This is a genomic window from Patescibacteria group bacterium (assembly GCA_041665345.1).
Taxonomy (GTDB): Bacteria; Patescibacteriota; Patescibacteriia; order PEXW01; family PEXW01; genus JBAYJA01.
Genome location: JBAYJA010000001.1, coordinates 210,379 through 228,209 on the forward strand (window position 1 = coordinate 210,379; position 17,831 = coordinate 228,209).

Annotated in this window: 10 protein-coding genes and 1 tRNA gene; 7 read left to right on the forward strand and 4 right to left on the reverse strand. The window is 54.6% G+C overall.

What is annotated here, in order from left to right; all coding sequences use genetic code 11:
- Positions 1-16 precede the first annotated feature (16 nt).
- The 4 genes from mfd to WCV85_01120 all read right to left on the reverse strand — a co-directional run bounded on the left by mfd (position 17) and on the right by WCV85_01120 (position 7,019).
- Positions 17-3,166 (reverse strand): transcription-repair coupling factor, encoded by a 3,150-nt coding sequence (gene mfd / locus WCV85_01105; protein ID MFA6473451.1) that lies wholly within the window; start codon positions 3,164-3,166, stop codon positions 17-19.
- Between the two features lie 315 nt (positions 3,167-3,481).
- Positions 3,482-4,120, reverse strand: coding sequence for an aminoacyl-tRNA hydrolase (gene pth, locus WCV85_01110; GenBank protein MFA6473452.1), 639 nt, complete (start codon positions 4,118-4,120; stop codon positions 3,482-3,484).
- The gene (gene der / locus WCV85_01115) at positions 4,117-5,466 is read right to left on the reverse strand and encodes a ribosome biogenesis GTPase Der (protein ID MFA6473453.1); all 1,350 of its coding nucleotides are present in this window, start codon (positions 5,464-5,466) and stop codon (positions 4,117-4,119) included. Before der ends, pth begins: the two co-directional genes overlap by 4 nt.
- Before the next feature lie 8 nt (positions 5,467-5,474).
- On the reverse strand, positions 5,475-7,019 hold the full coding sequence (locus tag WCV85_01120) for an LCP family protein (GenBank protein ID MFA6473454.1): 1,545 nt from the start codon (positions 7,017-7,019) through the stop codon (positions 5,475-5,477).
- A gap of 377 nt (positions 7,020-7,396) precedes the next feature.
- On the opposite strand from WCV85_01120, the gene WCV85_01125 reads away from it, so the two are divergent.
- The 7 genes from WCV85_01125 to WCV85_01155 all read left to right on the forward strand — a co-directional run bounded on the left by WCV85_01125 (position 7,397) and on the right by WCV85_01155 (position 17,819).
- A tRNA-Val gene (locus WCV85_01125) sits at positions 7,397-7,473 on the forward strand.
- A 90-nt stretch (positions 7,474-7,563) separates the two neighbouring features.
- Positions 7,564-8,178 (forward strand): signal peptidase I, encoded by a 615-nt coding sequence (gene lepB / locus WCV85_01130; GenBank protein MFA6473455.1) that lies wholly within the window; start codon positions 7,564-7,566, stop codon positions 8,176-8,178.
- Positions 8,165-9,544: a histidine--tRNA ligase gene (gene hisS / locus WCV85_01135; GenBank protein ID MFA6473456.1), complete on the forward strand. Its 1,380-nt coding sequence runs from the start codon at positions 8,165-8,167 to the stop codon at positions 9,542-9,544. The genes lepB and hisS overlap by 14 nt, the downstream gene beginning before the upstream one ends.
- A complete protein-coding gene (locus tag WCV85_01140) occupies positions 9,541-9,882 on the forward strand; it encodes a histidine triad nucleotide-binding protein (GenBank protein MFA6473457.1) in 342 nt (113 codons plus the stop codon). The genes hisS and WCV85_01140 overlap by 4 nt, the downstream gene beginning before the upstream one ends.
- An 88-nt stretch (positions 9,883-9,970) precedes the next feature.
- Positions 9,971-10,258 carry a 30S ribosomal protein S21 gene (rpsU, locus tag WCV85_01145; protein ID MFA6473458.1) on the forward strand — a complete coding sequence of 96 codons (288 nt, stop codon included), beginning with the start codon at positions 9,971-9,973 and terminating at the stop codon, positions 10,256-10,258.
- A 2-nt stretch (positions 10,259-10,260) separates the two neighbouring features.
- Positions 10,261-10,716: a GatB/YqeY domain-containing protein gene (locus tag WCV85_01150; GenBank protein MFA6473459.1), complete on the forward strand. Its 456-nt coding sequence runs from the start codon at positions 10,261-10,263 to the stop codon at positions 10,714-10,716.
- Between the two features lie 44 nt (positions 10,717-10,760).
- Complete coding sequence (locus tag WCV85_01155) at positions 10,761-17,819, forward strand: Ig-like domain-containing protein (protein ID MFA6473460.1); 7,059 nt, start codon at positions 10,761-10,763, stop codon at positions 17,817-17,819.
- Positions 17,820-17,831: the final 12 nt, after the last annotated feature.

Here is a 17,831-nt window from a genome sequence, read left to right on the forward strand (position 1 = left end):
CTGCGGTGAGTTTTTGCTATTCCTTCTTTTTCTTCTTCGGCTCTTCCGGTGACTTCTCCTCAGCTTTCTTTTCGTCTTTGGTAAACACTTGGATAATCCGCTTGAGCGTTTCCAGCCAGTCTTTGCCCAGGTGTGGTTTATCAATTTTCACCTGATCCGCTGCCAGCTGCCAGCCCTCGGCAATGCTGAAGAGTGCAGGGAGAAACTTTGGGTCAATGGGCCGGAGGAAGCGGACAATCAAACGCTCGTTGGGCCCCAGGCGTACCAGCTGAATGTTGGTAATGTCTGTGTGCTGGGAGAGGAGTTTGAGTTCCAGGAGTTTGAAGAGGTCTTCCAAGCTCTGCGGGGCAGCACGTTCGCGCAGGAGCTGACCGTGGTAGCCCCAGAGTTCACCCACAGTGGTAATGTTTGCCAGATCCTGGTACATGCGCAGGCGGTTGCGCTCATCGGGTTCAAAGTCACGGGGGATGCCCACGGAGAGTGGCAGGTCAATGGTCACGTCATGCACGCGGGGGAGCGCAGCGCCAGATTTGAGTTCGGAAATTTCTTGGGCCAGCAAGCGGGAGTACAGCCCCAAGCCCAAGGCCGCAATGTGGCCGTGCTGCTGGCTGCCCAGAATGTTGCCTGTGCCGCGGATTTCCAAATCCCGTAAGGCAATTTGCATACCGGAGCCCAAAGCCTTGGCTTCTTCCAAACCCACCAGGCGCTGCTTCGCATCGGCCGTCAATTTCTGGCTGTGGTAGAGGAAGTACGCATGTGCTTGTCGGTCACCGCGGCCAATGCGGCCACGGAGCTGGTAGAGCTGCGCCAAGCCAAACTTCGGTGCTTGGTCCACCACCAGGGTGTTCACGTTGGGTAAGTCCAATCCGTTTTCAATAATCGTGGAGCATACTAAAAGATCCACTTTCTGCTGGTCAAAGTCGTGCATGACTTTTGCCAGTCCTTCTTCGGGCAGCTGCCCGTGCGCCACGGCAATGCGAATTTTGGGGAAGAGCTCTTTGAGTTCCGTCGCTTTTTCATGGATGGTTTCCACGTTGTTGTACAGGTAGTAGGCTTGGCCTTTGCGCGCAAACTCTCGGTCAAACGCCTCGCGGATAATCGTCTCGGAGAAGGGGGCGATGGTGGTTTCCACGGGCATGCGACCTTCGGGCGGGGTTTCAATCATGCTTACGTCACGCAGGTTGGACAGGACGAAGTTGAGCGTGCGGGGGATGGGCGTGGCGGACATGGTGAGGACGTGCGCTTGGAGGCGGAACTGCTTCAGGCGTTCCTTCTGCTCCACGCCAAAGCGTTGCTCTTCATCAATAATAATCAACCCCAGATTGCGGAAGGTGACGTCGCGCGAAAGCAGGCGGTGTGTGCCAATGACAATGTCCACGTCGCCGCGGTTCACGGCGTCAATCGTTTCCGCCTGCTCTTTGGAACTTTCGAACCGGGAGAGTAAGCCAAGCTTGGCTTTCATGCCTTGGAGGCGTTTGGTGAACGTGTCGAAGTGCTGCTGCACCAGGATAGTGGTGGGCGCCAGCACGGCAACTTGGTAGCCGTTCGCCACCGCCTTGTACGCCGCGCGGATCGCCACTTCGGTTTTCCCAAAGCCCACGTCGCCGCAGACCAGGCGGTCCATGGGCCGGTCAGTCTGCAAATCTGTAAACACTTCGGCAATGGCTCGGGACTGGTCTGGCGTTTCCTGGTAGGGGAAGGCGGCAGCCAGGGCGTGCTCCTCCTTACTCATGCTACCCATGGGCTTCACGCGCACCAGCTCTCGCGCGGCGTAGAGCTTCACCAAGCCTTTGGCCAAGGCGCGGGTATCTTCCCGCACCTTGCGCGTCACCTGGTACCAGTTGGAACCAGACAGCCGGTGCAGTGGGGGATGCGCCACCCCAATGTACTTGGAGAGTTTCTCGGCCAGTTCCACGGGCACGGACAAGCGGTCTTTCTCTGCGTACTCCAGCACGAAGTACTCCTTGGCCACGCCGTTCACCACATCCGTGCGCATCCCGCGGAAAATCCCAATGCCGTGGTCCATGTGCACGGCGTAGTCACCCGGGGTCAGTTCAGCCAGGAACGAGGTATCAATGCCTCGGGTACGGACGGCGGGGGCCTCACGCGGAAAAATTTCTCGGTCGGTGAGGACGGTGAGCTTCGCTGCCTTGGAGCTGAAGCCTGCCACCGGGGTATTGGGCGCAATGTCCCAGCATTCGGGTAAGGGGAGCTCGTGCTCTTTGAACAGCTCCGTGAGTTGTTTCTTCCGCGCTGTGAGAATGAGCGTGCGGTGGGGAGCCTTCCAGGTTTTCGCATCCGCCATCATGCGGGCATACTGGCCGGCGTACAGCGGGGCAGGTCGGGCATCCATCACCACATCTGCGTCCGTACCGCCAAAGGTCCGGACACTCAGGGTTGGTAAACGTCGAAGCGTGGCCAGTGCGGTGTCACGGTCAGAGCTGCCAGGGTCATCAGCATCTGTCACCACCACCAGAATGTCCGACGGGTTGGTGTGCAAGTAGTCGCGCAAGGTTGTATCTGGATCGCGGGCGGGCATGCGGGCGGGTGGTACCTGCGCACTGGCAATGGCTTTTGCGGTTTTGTTTGCATGGTCTACACCGTGCAAGCTCAGGAGTTCCCGGTCGCTGCATTCCAAGCGGAGTGGGCCAGTGCCGCCGACGGGGTAAATATCCACAATACCGCCCCGGCGCGCGAACTCACCAGGTCCGCCCACCATGGACTCGGCCATGTACCCGTGTGCCACAAAGTGCCGCGAGAGGTCCGTGGGGGTGGTGGCAATTCCGGGCCGAAGGGTGAGAATGCCGTTGCGGAAATTCTTTGGTGTGGGGAGGGGCGTGAGCAGAGCCCGGGGCGGAAGCACCAGTATCAGGGGTTGGTTGGTAACCAGGGCAGCGAGGGCAGGTGGGGTGAGTTCTGCGTACAGACTCCGGTCATGCGTCAGTCGCAGCGCGTGCAGGGCAGCAATGACGCGACGCTGGTGATCTTCATCATCCACCAGCCAAAGAAGGACGCGGTGGGGGACCAGGTGCAGGGCATCAGCCACCACAGCCACTTGCGCAGCAATTTCCGGCACGCCGGTAATCTGGACACGAGGAACTCCCTGCAGCTGCTTGCGGGCTGTAGGGGGAAGCGGAAGGCGAAGTGGCGCCAGAGTTTCGGGCATGCCAGAAAACGTTGCGAGACGCTCGTCCGGATAGACGCGCTAAGAAAAAAATTCAGTACTGTGGGGCTTGACAGAACGACTGACTGATGCTAGGTTAGTTGACTATCGCTGTGTATTGCCATCCTACGTCCACGTCGTGATCATGGGGTGACCCCTCCTAGAACCTCGTGGTGACTGTGAAGGATTGAACGGTTTACCGGCCAACTCTTCCTCGTGGGCGTAGGGTGCAAGTACAGAGCGAGCACCGTGAACACCGAAAGGGAAGCGCCGAAGGGCGCGTCGTGTCAAAAGCGTAGCATAGGCCAGCCCACGTGTCTACGCGGTTTTTGCGTTGATGGTGGTTGCCGCGCGTTCGGGCCCTTGGCTGAGAATCAGGGTGATGGCTTCCACAATTTTTGGCAGGAAGGCTGACTGGAGTTCGGCTTTTTGGTTAGCATCAAAATCATCCAGCACGTAGTCAGCACCGGTGTACTTGGCCATAGCCCATTCTCGTGAGTCCACCCGGCCGTCAGCATTGGTGTCCATCTGCTGTGCTCGGCCAATACCACACCGCACACGCCAGAAATTTTTGGTGTGCAGGGTTTCAATAATGGAGTCCACGCCGTTGTGCCCGGCAGCGGACGCGTTGCGTTGCAAGCGGATGGTGCCAAAGGGGAGGTCCAAATCATCATGCACCACCCACAGGTTATCTGGTGCAATGTGGTAGAAGCCGGTGAAGGCCTGCACGGACCGGCCGGAATCATTCATGTAGGTCGTGGGTTTCAGCAACCAGACGGTTTGCTGTGCGTCATTCTTGCTGGTGCTCTGCCCGTGAAACTGCTCTTGGTTCTGGAAAGCAGGCAGGTGCCAAGCCGTTGCCAGTGCATCCAGTACCATGAAGCCCAGGTTGTGCCGGGTGTTGGTGTGCTTGGCTTCTGGGTTACCAAGCCCCACAAAGCAAAAGGGTTTGCTCATACGCGTTTTGCATAAGGTTGTTGAAGGATAACTCGGATGGGTGTGCCGGGTAAGGGGAAGCTGAGGCGAATTTTCTTTTCCACGCTGCGGCGGTATGCATCGGGCAAAGCTTCGCGCTTCGTCGTGGTCAGGTGGAAGGTGGGGGGTGCCACACTCACCTGAATGAGTTTCGAAAGGATGGGCCGCTTCTTGCCCTTGCCTGCGCTGGGCCGAAGCTCGCGCTTCACGGTCCACAGAATGTGCTTCAGGGCTTCGGGTTCCACCCACTGCTGCCGGTTGTCATAGGCGGCAAAAGCCAGAGAGAGGACGCGGTGGAGGTTGTGGGGTTTGGTGGCAGACGTGCAGACCATGGGCGCCCAGCGAATGTACGGTAAATCACCCTGCACCACGCGTTCCAGCGCCACGGTCGAACGCGGGTCTTTGTACTTCGTTCGGTCCCACTGGTTGGCAATGAGAATCAGACCCTTGCCCTTCTTGGCTACTTCGCCAGCCAGGGTTTTCTCCACCAGTCCCAGGGGTTCATTCGCGTCCCACATGAGTAAGGCGACGTCTGCATTTTCCAAGGCCTCGTAGGTTGCCTTCAAGCTCATAGCTTCAATGCGGTTGGCGGTTTTCCCATGCGCGCGCACCCCGGCAGTATCAATGACCGTGCAAGTGCGCTGCTGCACGTTCAGCTGGAACGCTGCGGCATCGCGGGTGGTGTGCGGTGAATCAGCGACCACGCGCACTTCGTCTCGCAGCAAGGCATTCACCAGCGAGGACTTACCCACATTCGTCCGGCCAATGAAAACGAAGGTCGGGTTGGTACCCGGTTTTGCTATTGCCTGGGGCTCCCGAGGTCGGATGGCTTGAGCAACTGCATCCAGCAAATCACCAGAACCCCCACCATTTTTGGCCGACACTGGGATGACGGGTACCCCGCCAAAGGCAAACTTGGCCACCAGCGCATCAGCAGTCTGGCGGGCGGTGGGCTTGTCCACTTTGTTCACCGCGATGATCACCGGCAGCTTCTTCTTCAAAACGGTTTTCAGGAACGTGCGTTCCTCTGTGCGCAAACCTTGCTGGGCTTCCACTACCAAGATCACCGCAGTCGTCCCTTCCAGTGCGCGATCCACCTGCCGCAAGATTCCCGCACCAACCATGTCTGGCTTGCCAACGTCAAAGCCGCCGCTGTCGGTCAGCAAGAAGTGGGTGTGCTCCCAGGCAATCACTTCTTCTTGTAAATCGCGCGTGGTGTGCGGGGAGGGATCGGCAATGGCTAAACGGCGCCGGGTGAGCCGATTGAAGAGCGTGGATTTCCCGACATTCGTCCGACCCAGGAGCAGGACGCGTGGGGGGGTTGGCATACAGGCAGCTAGGTTGCGGAGGCGCGGGGCAGGGTCCGAGCAGCCGGAGAGAGAGTATTGTTGACGATCGTAATGGCACTTTGGCCAAGCACCACCAGCACCTCAGCTGGGCGCTGGGTGGCGGTGTTGCGGTTCAGCAGCGTTCCGGTTTGGAGCGTGAGATCCCCAGGCAGGGTTGTGGTAACGCTCGCACCAAACTTCTCTTTAAGCATGGCCACGGTTTGACTCGCGCGTCCGTTGGAGAGGTCCACAATCACCGACTGCTCGTACCGGAGGTCTTTGGGATTGGCAACTGACTCAACGTCAAAAGAGTAGGAGCGTAAGCTACGGCCCGCAATTTCAGCAATGCCGGTTTGGCCCGTGCCGTTCTGCAGCTGCACTGGAACATTTTCCTTTGCAATCGCATTGTAGGTGAAGATGTTCGTGAAGAGTTCGTGAATCTCTTGGTAGTTTCCAATGCCCAGCCGGGGCTGAATGATGTACGCCCCGTCTGTGCCGCTACTCGACTTCACCAGGCTATCAGCCTCCGTGGCATCCAGGACGCGCGTAGCAACTGCGCTGGCATTAAGGTTTTTCAGGATGCTGGCCATGCGCATGACCTCCCAGAGCTCCATGGAGCTGCCAACGTGGTTTCCTAAGGTACTTAAGAGATCAGAGATGCGGCCGGGGTTGGTGAGCGTTCCCAGTGAGAGCGCTTTTTCCCGGAAGGCGAAGAGGAGTTTCTGCTGGCGCAGGGAACGGGCAAAGTCGCTGCCTTCACCGTTCGACCCCTTGCGCGACCGGGCAAACTGCAAAGCTTTTTCCCCGGCCATTTTTTGCTCCCCAGCTTCAAACTGTATTGTTTGGTAGCCGTAATTATAGGTGGGGTAGGAGCTGTCCACAAATGGTGTATCCACGGTAATGGTAACGCCGCCCACATCATCCACCGCTTTCTTAAAACCCGTAAAGTCTACTCGGGCAAAGTAGTGAATGGGTTGGCCAATCACTTCGGACACGACACTGGAAATCAGCGCATCGCCTCCGTTTGGGTTTGCTTTGGTGCGGCCAAACGCCAAAGCGTTGTTTATTTTTCGGTAGCCGTAGTCTGGTAGGTTCGCAATGAAATCGCGGGGGATGGAGAGCGTCGCCACCTCACCTGTTTTTTGCTGCAGACTTGCCACGATGATGGTGTCGGCTAACCACGGACCTTCGTGACCATCACCACCGTGCCCAACCAGAAGAATGTTGGTTCGACCTTGGTCGTCTGCTTTCAGTTCACGATCCCCAGGCACAATGAGCCGGCCCAGTTGCTGCAGGGTCGAGCTGTTATCGTTCCCATGGAAAATGCGGGTTCCCGTGCTCACCATTTTCCAGCCAATGGCCATGATCATGAGCGCCACGGCAATGCCAGCACCTGCGGCAATGCGTCCCCAGTGGAAGTGCCAGGTGCGTTTGGTGGATTGTGACGTTGAAAGACCCGACGCAAGGTCGGGAGCGATTGGGGCTACTGGTTTGGACTGCACACCAGGCAATGCTTCGGATTGCTCCGGGGTGCGTTTTTGCTTTCTTGGCATACGGAAATATATTTGCACTGTACCGATTTTTTTTGCATTCGTCAACGCAGGGGTGAAGGAAAAAACGAACCGTTCGACCCCCTTGCGGATAGCTGTAGATGTGCTACAATTCCGCACATTCGCTAGGTTTTCTAAGGGTTTTTCCATTCGGCAGGCTTTGGTCGCTTCCTGTTGCTTCATACCTCGTTCACGTACGGGCGGGAAGCGAACGGCTGTAACATCCCCGGTACTCAGTAGGGACTTTCTTCAGGGCGCGTAGTCCCGTCCCGATGCCAGAGCATCGTGGACGTGGATCCTCGATTGCCTGCCGCAGGCAATCGGGACTCAGGCTCTCTATCCTTCAGCTGGATCGTCGGGATTGGTTAGTACATTCTTCAGGGCGCGTAGCTCAGCTGGTTAGAGCGTACGGTTCACATCCGTAAGGTCAGAGGTTCAAATCCTCTCGCGCCCACCACTCGACTCATCCCGCTGTGCGGGATTCGCTCGTGGTCTGCGACCGCTTGGTTCATAGAAACACGTTTCGTTCCATCACTCTTCGTCTGCTATGCCCACAACGTCTCCAACAAAAAAGTCCGACCTCATGACCGGTTGGCAGTTACTGTTTGAAGTGGTGAAGGTCGTTGTCATATCACTCGCAATCATTATTCCAGTCCGAGCATTCTTGCTGCAACCTTTCTACGTGAAAGGTGCGTCCATGGAACCAAACTTTGAAGACCGTGAGTACCTGCTCATTGATGAAATTAGCTATCGCATCCGTGACCCCAAACGGGGTGAAGTGGTGGTGTTCCGCTACCCCAAAGACCCTAGCCAATTCTTCATTAAGCGGGTCATTGGTTTGCCCGGAGAGTCCATCCACGTGGCGGATGACCGCATTGTGGTCAATGGCCGCGTTTTGGATGAGTCGGCGTACTTAGCCAGTGATGTGCTCACCAGCGGCACCGTGGATTTGACCCTTGGCCAAGATGAGTACATGGTTTTTGGTGATAATCGCATGGCCAGCCTTGATTCTCGAATATTCGGCGCTGTGCCGCGTTCGGACATTGTGGGGAAAGCGTGGATCCGCGCCTGGCCCTTCACCCGCATCTCGCATTTCAGTGCTCCAGTCTACCTTACCCAAGATCCCGCCGCTTCACTCCTGCGCGCCTATGCTACCCCGTAAAGCCCCACCAGTTCCCGAACCCCCAACCCCCCGAAAGGGGAAAGTGCCCGCATTGGTGCGCGGCATGAAAGATATTCTGCCTGTGGATTGGCCATGGTGGAATTTGGTTATCCAAAAAGTGATTAGCGTGGCGCAGGATTTTGGCTTTGAGCGCATTGAGACGCCGATTTTGGAAGAGCACAGCATGTTCGTGCGATCCGTAGGCAAGGAAACCGACATTGTGGAAAAGGAACTCTTCAATTTCGAAGACAAGGGCGGTGACCATGTGACAATGCGGCCAGAGAATACCGCAGGCATTGTCCGTGCGTACTTGGAGCACGGCATGGTGGCACTGCCCCAGCCAGTGAAGCTTTTCTACATTGGTCCCATGTTTCGGTACGACCGACCGCAATCTGGCCGCTACCGCCAGTTTTGGCAATTTGGCTTTGAATTAATTGGCGACGGGCATCCGGTGGTGGATGCAGAGGTGATTGCCATTGGCCACGCTATTTACCAAGAGCTGGGTATACCCACGCGCGTCCAGGTGAACTCCGTGGGGGACGCGCCCACTCGCCAAGCGTATGCCAAAGTGCTTACGGACTACTTCCGCACGCGGAAGAACCAACTCTGTGAAGACTGCAAGCGCCGGTTGCAGAAGAATCCCATGCGCGTGTTGGACTGCAAGCAGCCAGACTGCCAGCTTTTGGCGCAGGACGCACCGCCACTCATTGACCACCTGTCTGAAGCTGCACGGGAGCACTTTGTGAAAGTACTGGAGCATCTTGATGACATGGAAGTGCCCTACGATTTGAACCCGCGCATTGTCCGGGGGTTAGACTACTACACTCACACTGCGTTTGAGTATGTCCCTGCAGACGGGGTTGGCGCGGAAAAGCAGCAAGTGGCACTTGGGGGTGGCGGACGCTACGACGGGATGGTGGAATTGTTCGGTGGCCGACCCACGCCAGCCATTGGCTTTGCGGGTGGCCTGGAGCGCACCATCATGCAGCTGAAGGCGCGCGGGATACAGCCTGCTGCACCTCCACGGCCCGACGTCTTTTTGGCGCAGCTTGGTGATGGTCCGCGCAAAAAGGCAGTGAAGCTGCACCGAGAACTTCGGGCAATGGGAATTCGCGCCGCTGCAACGTTCTCCAAGACGAATATCAAGGGCCAATTGGAAACTGCGAACCGCTTGCGTGCTCCGTTTACCCTCATTCTGGGGCAGAAAGAGCTGGTGGATGGCACTATTCTGATTCGCGACATGGAAAACGGCATTCAAGAAGTGGTTGACTTCTCCAAAGTCATCTCCGAAATTCAGAAACGCATTGGGAAGACCAATGGGAATGGGAACGGCAGTGTGGTTCCAGATGCTCCAGCAGTTGCATGAGTACCCAAGATTGCATTTTCTGTTCGATTTCTGACCATGAGGCACCAGCGACAGTGGTTTGGGAGAATGAGGACGCCATGGCTTTTCAGGATATTCACCCTCGTGCCAAAGTGCACGTCCTGCTGATCCCAAAGCGACATTACACCAGTTTGGCCAACCTCAATGCGACAGATGCACCCTGGCTGGGCAAGTTGCTGGCGGCGGTCCCAGAGGTTGCGGAGAAGCTGGGCATCCGGGAGTCTGGGTTCAAGACCCTCATCCAAACAGGTGTTGATGGTGGCCAAGTGGTTGGTCACCTACACATCCACATTCTGGGCGGGGAACGGGTTGGGGAGTAGGTCTGGCATTTGACAATGTGCCCTATTCCGTGTCATATTTTGTTTACCGAATTTCTATCCAATAACACCTAAAGGAGGTGCCTGACCTGTGGTTGAAGTAAAGAAGAAAGACAACGAATCGAGCGAAAGCCTTATCCGCCGTTTCACGCGACGCGTGCAGCAGAGCGGTGTTTTGCAGCGCACGAAAAAAGCGCAGTACTTTACGGAAACGCCCAATGAGCGTTTGGTGAAGGAAAAAGCCATTCGCCGGTCCAAGATCATGGAAAAGAAGGAGTACTTGCGGAAAATTGGGAAACTGGATGACCTGATGGCGAAGACGAAAGGTCGTGGCCGCACACGTGGCCTTGTGAAACTCCTTGGCGTAAAACTGAAATAAGCATGAACCTCAAAGAACGCATTGACACAGATGTCATTGCTGCAATGAAAGCGCATGACGCAACGCGAGTTGACGTTTTGCGCTTCACGAAAAGTAGCTTGCAGAACGCGGAAAAGCAGAAGCGCGAACCACTGACTGATGCTGAAGTGGAAAAAACCTTGGCGTCGGAAGTGAAACGCAGGCACGAAGCAGCGGAGCAGTTTCGCGCTGCGAACCGCGTTGATTTAGCTGAACCAGAAGAACAAGCAGCTGCCGTACTGCAAACGTACTTGCCGCAACCCCTGACCCCTGCGGAAGTTCAGGCTATTGTGGATGAGTGCATTACTACCCTGGGCGCAAAGGGAAACCCTCAGGCCTTTGGGAAAGTTATGGGTGCGGTCATGGCCAAAGTGGGCACCCGGGCTGACGGCAAAACCATTCAAACAGCAGTCCGTTCTCTCCTCAACCCTTCCAAATAAAACCCGGCCATCTTGGCCGCGCATGTAGCTTGTCGGCACTGCGCATGAAACACAGCCAAAAAACTTTCTTCGCTTTCCTTGCGCTTGGCGTCATAGCCGGAGCGGCGCTGTTTGCGTTTGCACATGTCGCCCAAGCCCTTACGGTTGAGAATGTTGGCGGCACCCTCACTTTGGGTGACGCAGATTTGAAGCAAACAGTCATCAACGTCATCAAGTGGGCGTTGGGGCTCTTGGGTCTTGTGGCGGTCATCATCATGCTCTACGGCGGGTTCCTGTGGCTCACGTCACGGGGTGATGAAAAGCAAATTGATAAAGCCAAGCGCACGCTCATCAACGGTGCCATTGGCATTGTCATCATTCTCGTTGCCTGGGCAATTGTGCTCTTCGTCCAGCGGTTCATTACGGGGTCAACGGGCACGGCGAACGCAGCATCGTGTGGTCCAAATGTGGGTATAGGGTTTGGCCAATATGGTTGTAATGACTGCGTGGATAGCGCCCCCGTTGGGGATGGTGAGGGAATTCTTGTACCGAATCCAGCTTACTGTCAGGTACCTCCACCAGCAGATTACTGGCAATCAACGAGTCAAGTACCACCAAGGCCAACCGAAAATGTGAAATTATGTACTACCCCCACAGAGACATTTGGCGGATTACGGGATGAGGATGGTGATTCCACACCCGATGAAAACAATGCAGCAACTGGTGAATATACCGTCGAGCCACTCACGGATTTTGGTGGTGCGGTATCCGGGCCAGGAATTGTGGGTGTGACGAACAGGACGATAAGTCAATCTGCGGAGTTTATGCATATCGGTGCGGATTTCGCGAGAAACACTGTGTATCGTGTTACGCACAATACTTTTTCAAGCGCGACCGGAGCATTGCTTACTTTACCTGCCCAAAGTTGGGAGTTTAAAACAGGTGAAGAAACAGACCAAGAGCCACCCACTGTGGATGCGGTATTGCCAGATAATGGCGATACCATTCAATGCCTCATGCCAGAACTACATGTTCGATTTAGTGAGGCCATGCTTGCATCCTCAATGCATGTCGACAATGTGCGTGTAGTAGTAACCCCAGCACCACCAACACCCGTAGAACTAACTTCAATAACCCATTGGCCTGGGATGCTTGGTTTTACAGCAAATTTTGGCCAAGCACTCCCGGCAAACTCTACAGTAACGATTACATTAGATTCTCGTGAGGACACAATATTACAACCCGGGTCGCACGGTGGGCAGTATCTACCCGGATTGAAAGACGCGTGCGTGAACGCGCTAGATGGTGATGGCGATACTAACTCTGAGGGTCCGCCACAAGACAACTACTCCTGGACATTTACAATTGGAAATACAACGCAAGTAGCCTGTGATCCAAAGATTACGAATATCGAATCACCAGTATTCTACGGAAATAATGGTGCAGATGCACTACAATCTGTAACCATTTCAGGTGAAAATTTTGGCCTCAACCCCACTGTTCATTTTACGGGGATTGGAGTTATTGCAAATAACATAGGTGGTCCCACGAGCAGTTGTTTTGATGCGAATTTCAGACCCAAGCAGAATAATTCGGAACAGTGCATTCTCAATTCGAATAACAGCACGATACAGACACTCGTCCCGGCGGGACATACACCATCAGCCAATGCAAGTCTCTCAGCATCCAGTGGTGCGGTTGATGGATCTGTGGTGGTGCAGACGGGGAAGTACAGTCCTCCTTCAACTCCCATCGATGTGCAAAGCCCACATATAGACTGGGCGAATCCACCTGATGGCAAGGAAGGAACATTTGTAACGATCCACGGTTCACATTTCGGTAATAATGCAGGAACAGTGTATTTCCGCAAAGCTGATGGCTCAAGCGCGGTGAGCGCACCAATTCCAGCTTGTGCGGGAGCTAGTGGATGGACCGACACCGAGATAGTTGTACAGGTACCCGCAGGATTTGCTGTTGCCGAATTGGCCGATATTCAGGTTCGAAACATTTCTCTTCCTGAACCACGTGGTCGAAGTAATTTGTTCCGCTTTACAATTAACAATGTTGAGCATCCAGGCCTATGTTTTATTGATCCCGTATGTCACGCGTCTAGCGGACAGGAACTTGTAGCCACAGGAGAAGGATTTGGCAGCGATATAAATCAATTGCAAGGTTTGTACAATGCATTTGGCGATGCTGGTAAGAACTTTGTCTCCCCTGGTGTTGTGCGATTCAGTGCACCCGATACGCTGCCTAACAATTCGTATAATTTTGCGGTTCGGGTTGGGACCAGGGTAACCAACCCACGCTCCTACCGCATCCCGTGCGACCCGCCGCCGCAGGTGGTGGAGAGCGCGTCGTGCAGTGCCACCCAGGTGCCGTCACCCAACCCCCGGCCAAACAGCACGGACATGTGCCGCAACAGCATTATCCAGGCGGAGTTTAATGTGGATATGAATGTTGGCACATTGATTGCAGCAAACATGCAGGTGCAGGACTGCGGTGCAAACCCCACCTTTGACGGTTCATCGTGTGCCAATATTGCTGGAGATGTTACTGCACCATCGGACCGTATTATTCAATTTGCACCAGACGCGGCTTTACTTGGGAATCACTGGTACCAGGTAACTATAGGGCGTGGTGTGCAAAATGTGGGGCTAGCGAACATGAACCAAGATTACGTCTGGCACTTCCGCGTGCGAGATAGTGCGGAAAACTGTACAGCGCAAATGGTCACGGTGCAACCAAGCAATTGGCCGATGCTTACGGGTGATTCAAATAATTTTCAAGCTCAGGCAATGCTGAATAACTGCAATCTCTTGGATACAGATGCGAATTTTTCTTGGGCGACTTCGAATGTAGTTTTGACTAACAACGTCATTCCATTAGGCCCAGGTGGGAGTTTTGGGAGAATTACCATTCAACCGCCAACACCTGGTGAAACCGATCTCACTGCCGTGCTTACAGCACAAGCAGACGGAAAGCAAGGCCAAGCCATTGTGACGGTGCGACGCGGGGCGTGTGAAACCAACGCTGACTGTACAGCCGGCGGAACCATGTGTGCAGGTTCCATCTGCCAAGAAGTCTCACCGGGGAACAAGCGGTGTACGCCTTCCATTACGAGCATGACGAACACCGGACCAGCAGGAAATTTGGTGACTATTGATGGTTGCTACTTTGGGGCGTACAAGGGGAGTGGTACGGTTCGGTTTGATGTGAATGAAACTGTTGATCCTTCAGCCGTGGAAGGAAACTTTGCCATGTGCGGCCCTGGTGCGTGGACTGATACCCAGATCACTGTAGCGCATGAACCAAAGGACGCTGTGACAGGCTCAGTTTGGAAAGCCCAAGTGCAACCCGACGGCGCTGGCGTGAACCCAAGTCCATGGTTTACGGGGTACACCGTGGCAGGCTTGTGCCAGACGAACACTGGCGCGATGGTACCGGTTCCTGCAGATGGCGTCCCCCAGCTGTGCGGCATTTCACCAAGTATTGCCAAGGCAAGTCAGCAAATTACATATACTGGCGCTCGTTTTAACCCATCAAATGGCGATCCAACAAATGATAGCCGGGTGTTCTTCCAGCAAACGGCTGCTGGTGTGCCTCCTTGGACGCCAGCACAAAGCAGTGGGACTTTTTCAACGACGATGGGCACAGGGGTAGTAGCAGGTAATGCGGTTTACTCGCCTGGTCGTACTGTTGTTGGAAAACCTGTTACTGGGGCACCCGGACTGTACTGCCTTTCCAACCATAAAGATTTCACGCTTCGGTGTGACACCAATGCTGAGTGTGCGAGCGGGTGCTGCAGTGGGAACCAGTGCGCGCCGAATTTGAATGCTTGCACGGATAGCTTAGTTGATTCCGTTGATCCTGATAGTGGCACGCTTTCTTGCCGCAACGCGTCTTTCACCATTACCTTTACTCCAGACATGCAGGGGAGCACGCTCACTACAGCAAACATCAAGCTCCGGCTGTCACCTGGGGGTGCAGAGATTCCCACAGATTTGCACATCATGGGGAGTAAGGTCGTCAGACTGAATCCCAAAACACCTATAGCAAGGAATAGTGTTGTAGAAGTTATCATTCGTGGTTCGCAAATTGGCGTACTGTCTGTTGATGGAAAATTTATGGGGGGTGACTGGATTGCTGGGCCAGTGCAAGTTGCTGCTGATGCAACAATTTGCACAGTCAACCGGGTGGCAGTGGTTCGGTACTTCAATACGCCAATTACTGAAGACCTCTTTGGCTGCAGTGGGAATAATTGTAGCGGTGATATTGATGGTGCAAATGGAAATCAGCATGGGTACTTTGCTGTTGCCCTAAGCACTGGAGGTGAAATACTCACTGCAGAATCTCAAGTGTGGACGGAAGCAGATACCGGTGGTACTCCAGGGCAAACGAACACCTACACTGGTGGTTTGGATGCAGGGTTATGTAGGGGGGCTGCAACTGGTCCAGATCAGGTGTACTGTGCAACCGCTCTGAACGTAGCTAATGGTACGGAAAATTTGACCGTGCAGGTTACAGCCGCGAATAACGCCGGAACTGGCACAGCAACTTTTCCTATCCGTTCCTTCATGTGCGCTAACCCCTGGCCAGCACCACCGAACTACCCCTTCCGGGATTCGATATTCAATTTTGAAACATCTTTCTGCCGGGACAGCTTACCGGACTACACGCTCCAACCCGTGAATACCGGCAATGCGATCGACCCTGACATTTTGCAAGAGTACTTATTTACGGTCCAGAAGACTGGTGCGGGGACTGGCGATGCGCTTGGCATTCGGGTATACCTCAACCAAAACCACCTGTCGCCAGAGAAGTGGTACAAGCTGAAGCAGGGGGTCGCTCCTTCAGGTGGCGCAACCACCATTGATGGTTTCCCGGCGATTCGGGAAGGCCGCACCGTGTACGTCGGTGCTCCAAATTTGTTTAGCAATCAATACTACCCAAATATCTACGTCATTTCGCATACGGACAATGCGTCCAGTGAAACCGTGCAGATTTTTGAGAACATTCTGAAAAATTTTCGCTTAGCACTTTTCGCAGATGCAACGGAGAAAGTTGCTTTGCAACGGGATATGGTTCGTTTCCATAATTACTGGGATATTGTCTACGCGCTGGAAGATCGGCGTCTGAAGCAGGGGAGTTACCCCAAGTTAGAAACTGGGTCGTACCTCAAAGGTATTTCCACGACCCATTGGCCATCGTGGAATCAGGCATTCACCCAAGAGTTGGGTATATCACCACCCAAAGATCCACAAGATACCTGGAATCCGGGGATTCTAAACACGCGCTGTCCTGCTTCAAGTGGTTACGAGCAAACGACCTGCTGGAGCGAATCACTCAAGCGATTCCAGTTTCCCAACGAGCCGGCGAATAATCCACCGCTGTCCAAGGGGATTCTCTACTCGTACCCAAACACAGCGCTTTACGGAACCGTGGAAGCGGTGCAGCACCCCTGGGGGCAATTTACCCTCACGCGAAATTTTACGGGAGCCACTGTGCCTACCGATGATCCATGTAGTTCTTTCACCGGTTCACGTTGCAATGGGTTCAACGTCAAAATCCCAATGACATTATTTGCAGCCATTGTGAATGCGACTGTTGTATCGCAATCTGATACAACCGCTCCAACGGTGAGCATAACGTCACCAACCGCTGGTGGCGTCTCGGGCATGGTGTCCTTCATTGCGCAAGCGCAAGACAATGCAGCTGGAACCGGGATTGAAAATGTGACCTTCACCTTGCAAGGCCCAGATACCATTAGCCGTGTTGAAACCGTACCATTTGCACCTGGTCGGTACCGCTTGATTGTGAATACGCAGGGACTCACCAATGGGCCTTACCAGCTGACGGTCAGAGCGTTTGACCGGGCCGGGAATCCTTCCACCACTGCGCAGCGGTCATACACCGTGTCCAATACCAGCAGTACCCCAGACAACCAAGCGCCGAGCCTGAGTTTCACGCAGCCAAGTACAGCTGGAGCAGTCCTGGCAAAGAACGTAGCGAACACTGTAGCCGCTTTTGCCGATGATCAGCTCGCTGGAGGTTCTGGGATTGCTGCCGTCACCTTCTACCTTTCCCGTTCGTCCTCTTTCTCAGTCTCAGGGCCGCAAGCCAATGAACTACTTGGGCAGTCCCCAGGCACTGCCTGCGGCGGCGCGGCGTGCCCGCTGTTCTACACCGGCAGCGTGACCATTCCGCAGTCCACTTTGGCAACGTACACCAATGGGTCAAAAACCCTGCGGGCAGTAGCGCGGGATGTGGCCGGGAATACCCGCACGGTCGATCTGCTGGTGAATATTGAGACTACTGCAACGAATGACGCGCGGCCGATTATTACGGCGTTTACCCCAAATGGGAGCACGGCGCTGCCGCTGGGAGTACCCTCGACCATTCAGATCCAAGCGTCCGATGATCACGCCCTGGCTGGGTTGAGCGTTTCCGTGGTCACAGGATCGGAACCGTATACGAACGTCGATATTCCAAACGACTCTATTGCGTTCAACCCCACGCCCCCAACGCTGTCTGCCACCCATGCCTTTACCTGGACGCCAACGACAGTGGGGGTCTACTCTTTCACCTTTCAAGCAAATGACTTCGTTCCACAAGTTGCAGCGTTTAGCATCCTCGTCAGCGTGGAAGATCTTAATACTCCACCAGTCATCAGTATGAACCAACCGGGAAATGGTACGACAGTCCAGAGTGCAACGTTAGTGCCAATTCGTGCCACAATTTCTGACGCAAATAGTAACCTGAGTACCCTTGCAGTGCGAATTGATGATCTCACAACGCCTGCAGCTTCATTTGACTATCCTAATTTGACGAATTACTACAATACCTCCAGTACGAGCACGTGGAATCTCAATATTCCAGATTGGACACCCGCTGCAGCGCACAACTACCGCATACGGATTACTGCACAAGATGCCAATAGTGCCCAGGGACAAGTTGAGACGAATATTACCGTCAACGCGTCAGCGCCGGTACAGTGTGGTCCAGTCAGTTACGGAATTTCCTGTATGAGTGGCGTGCAGCAGTGCTGTGATTTCTCTGGTTGTAACAATACCGTTTTTTGCGCACCAATGTCTGGAAGCTGCGGCAACCCTGCCTGCTCGTAGATTTTTTATCCA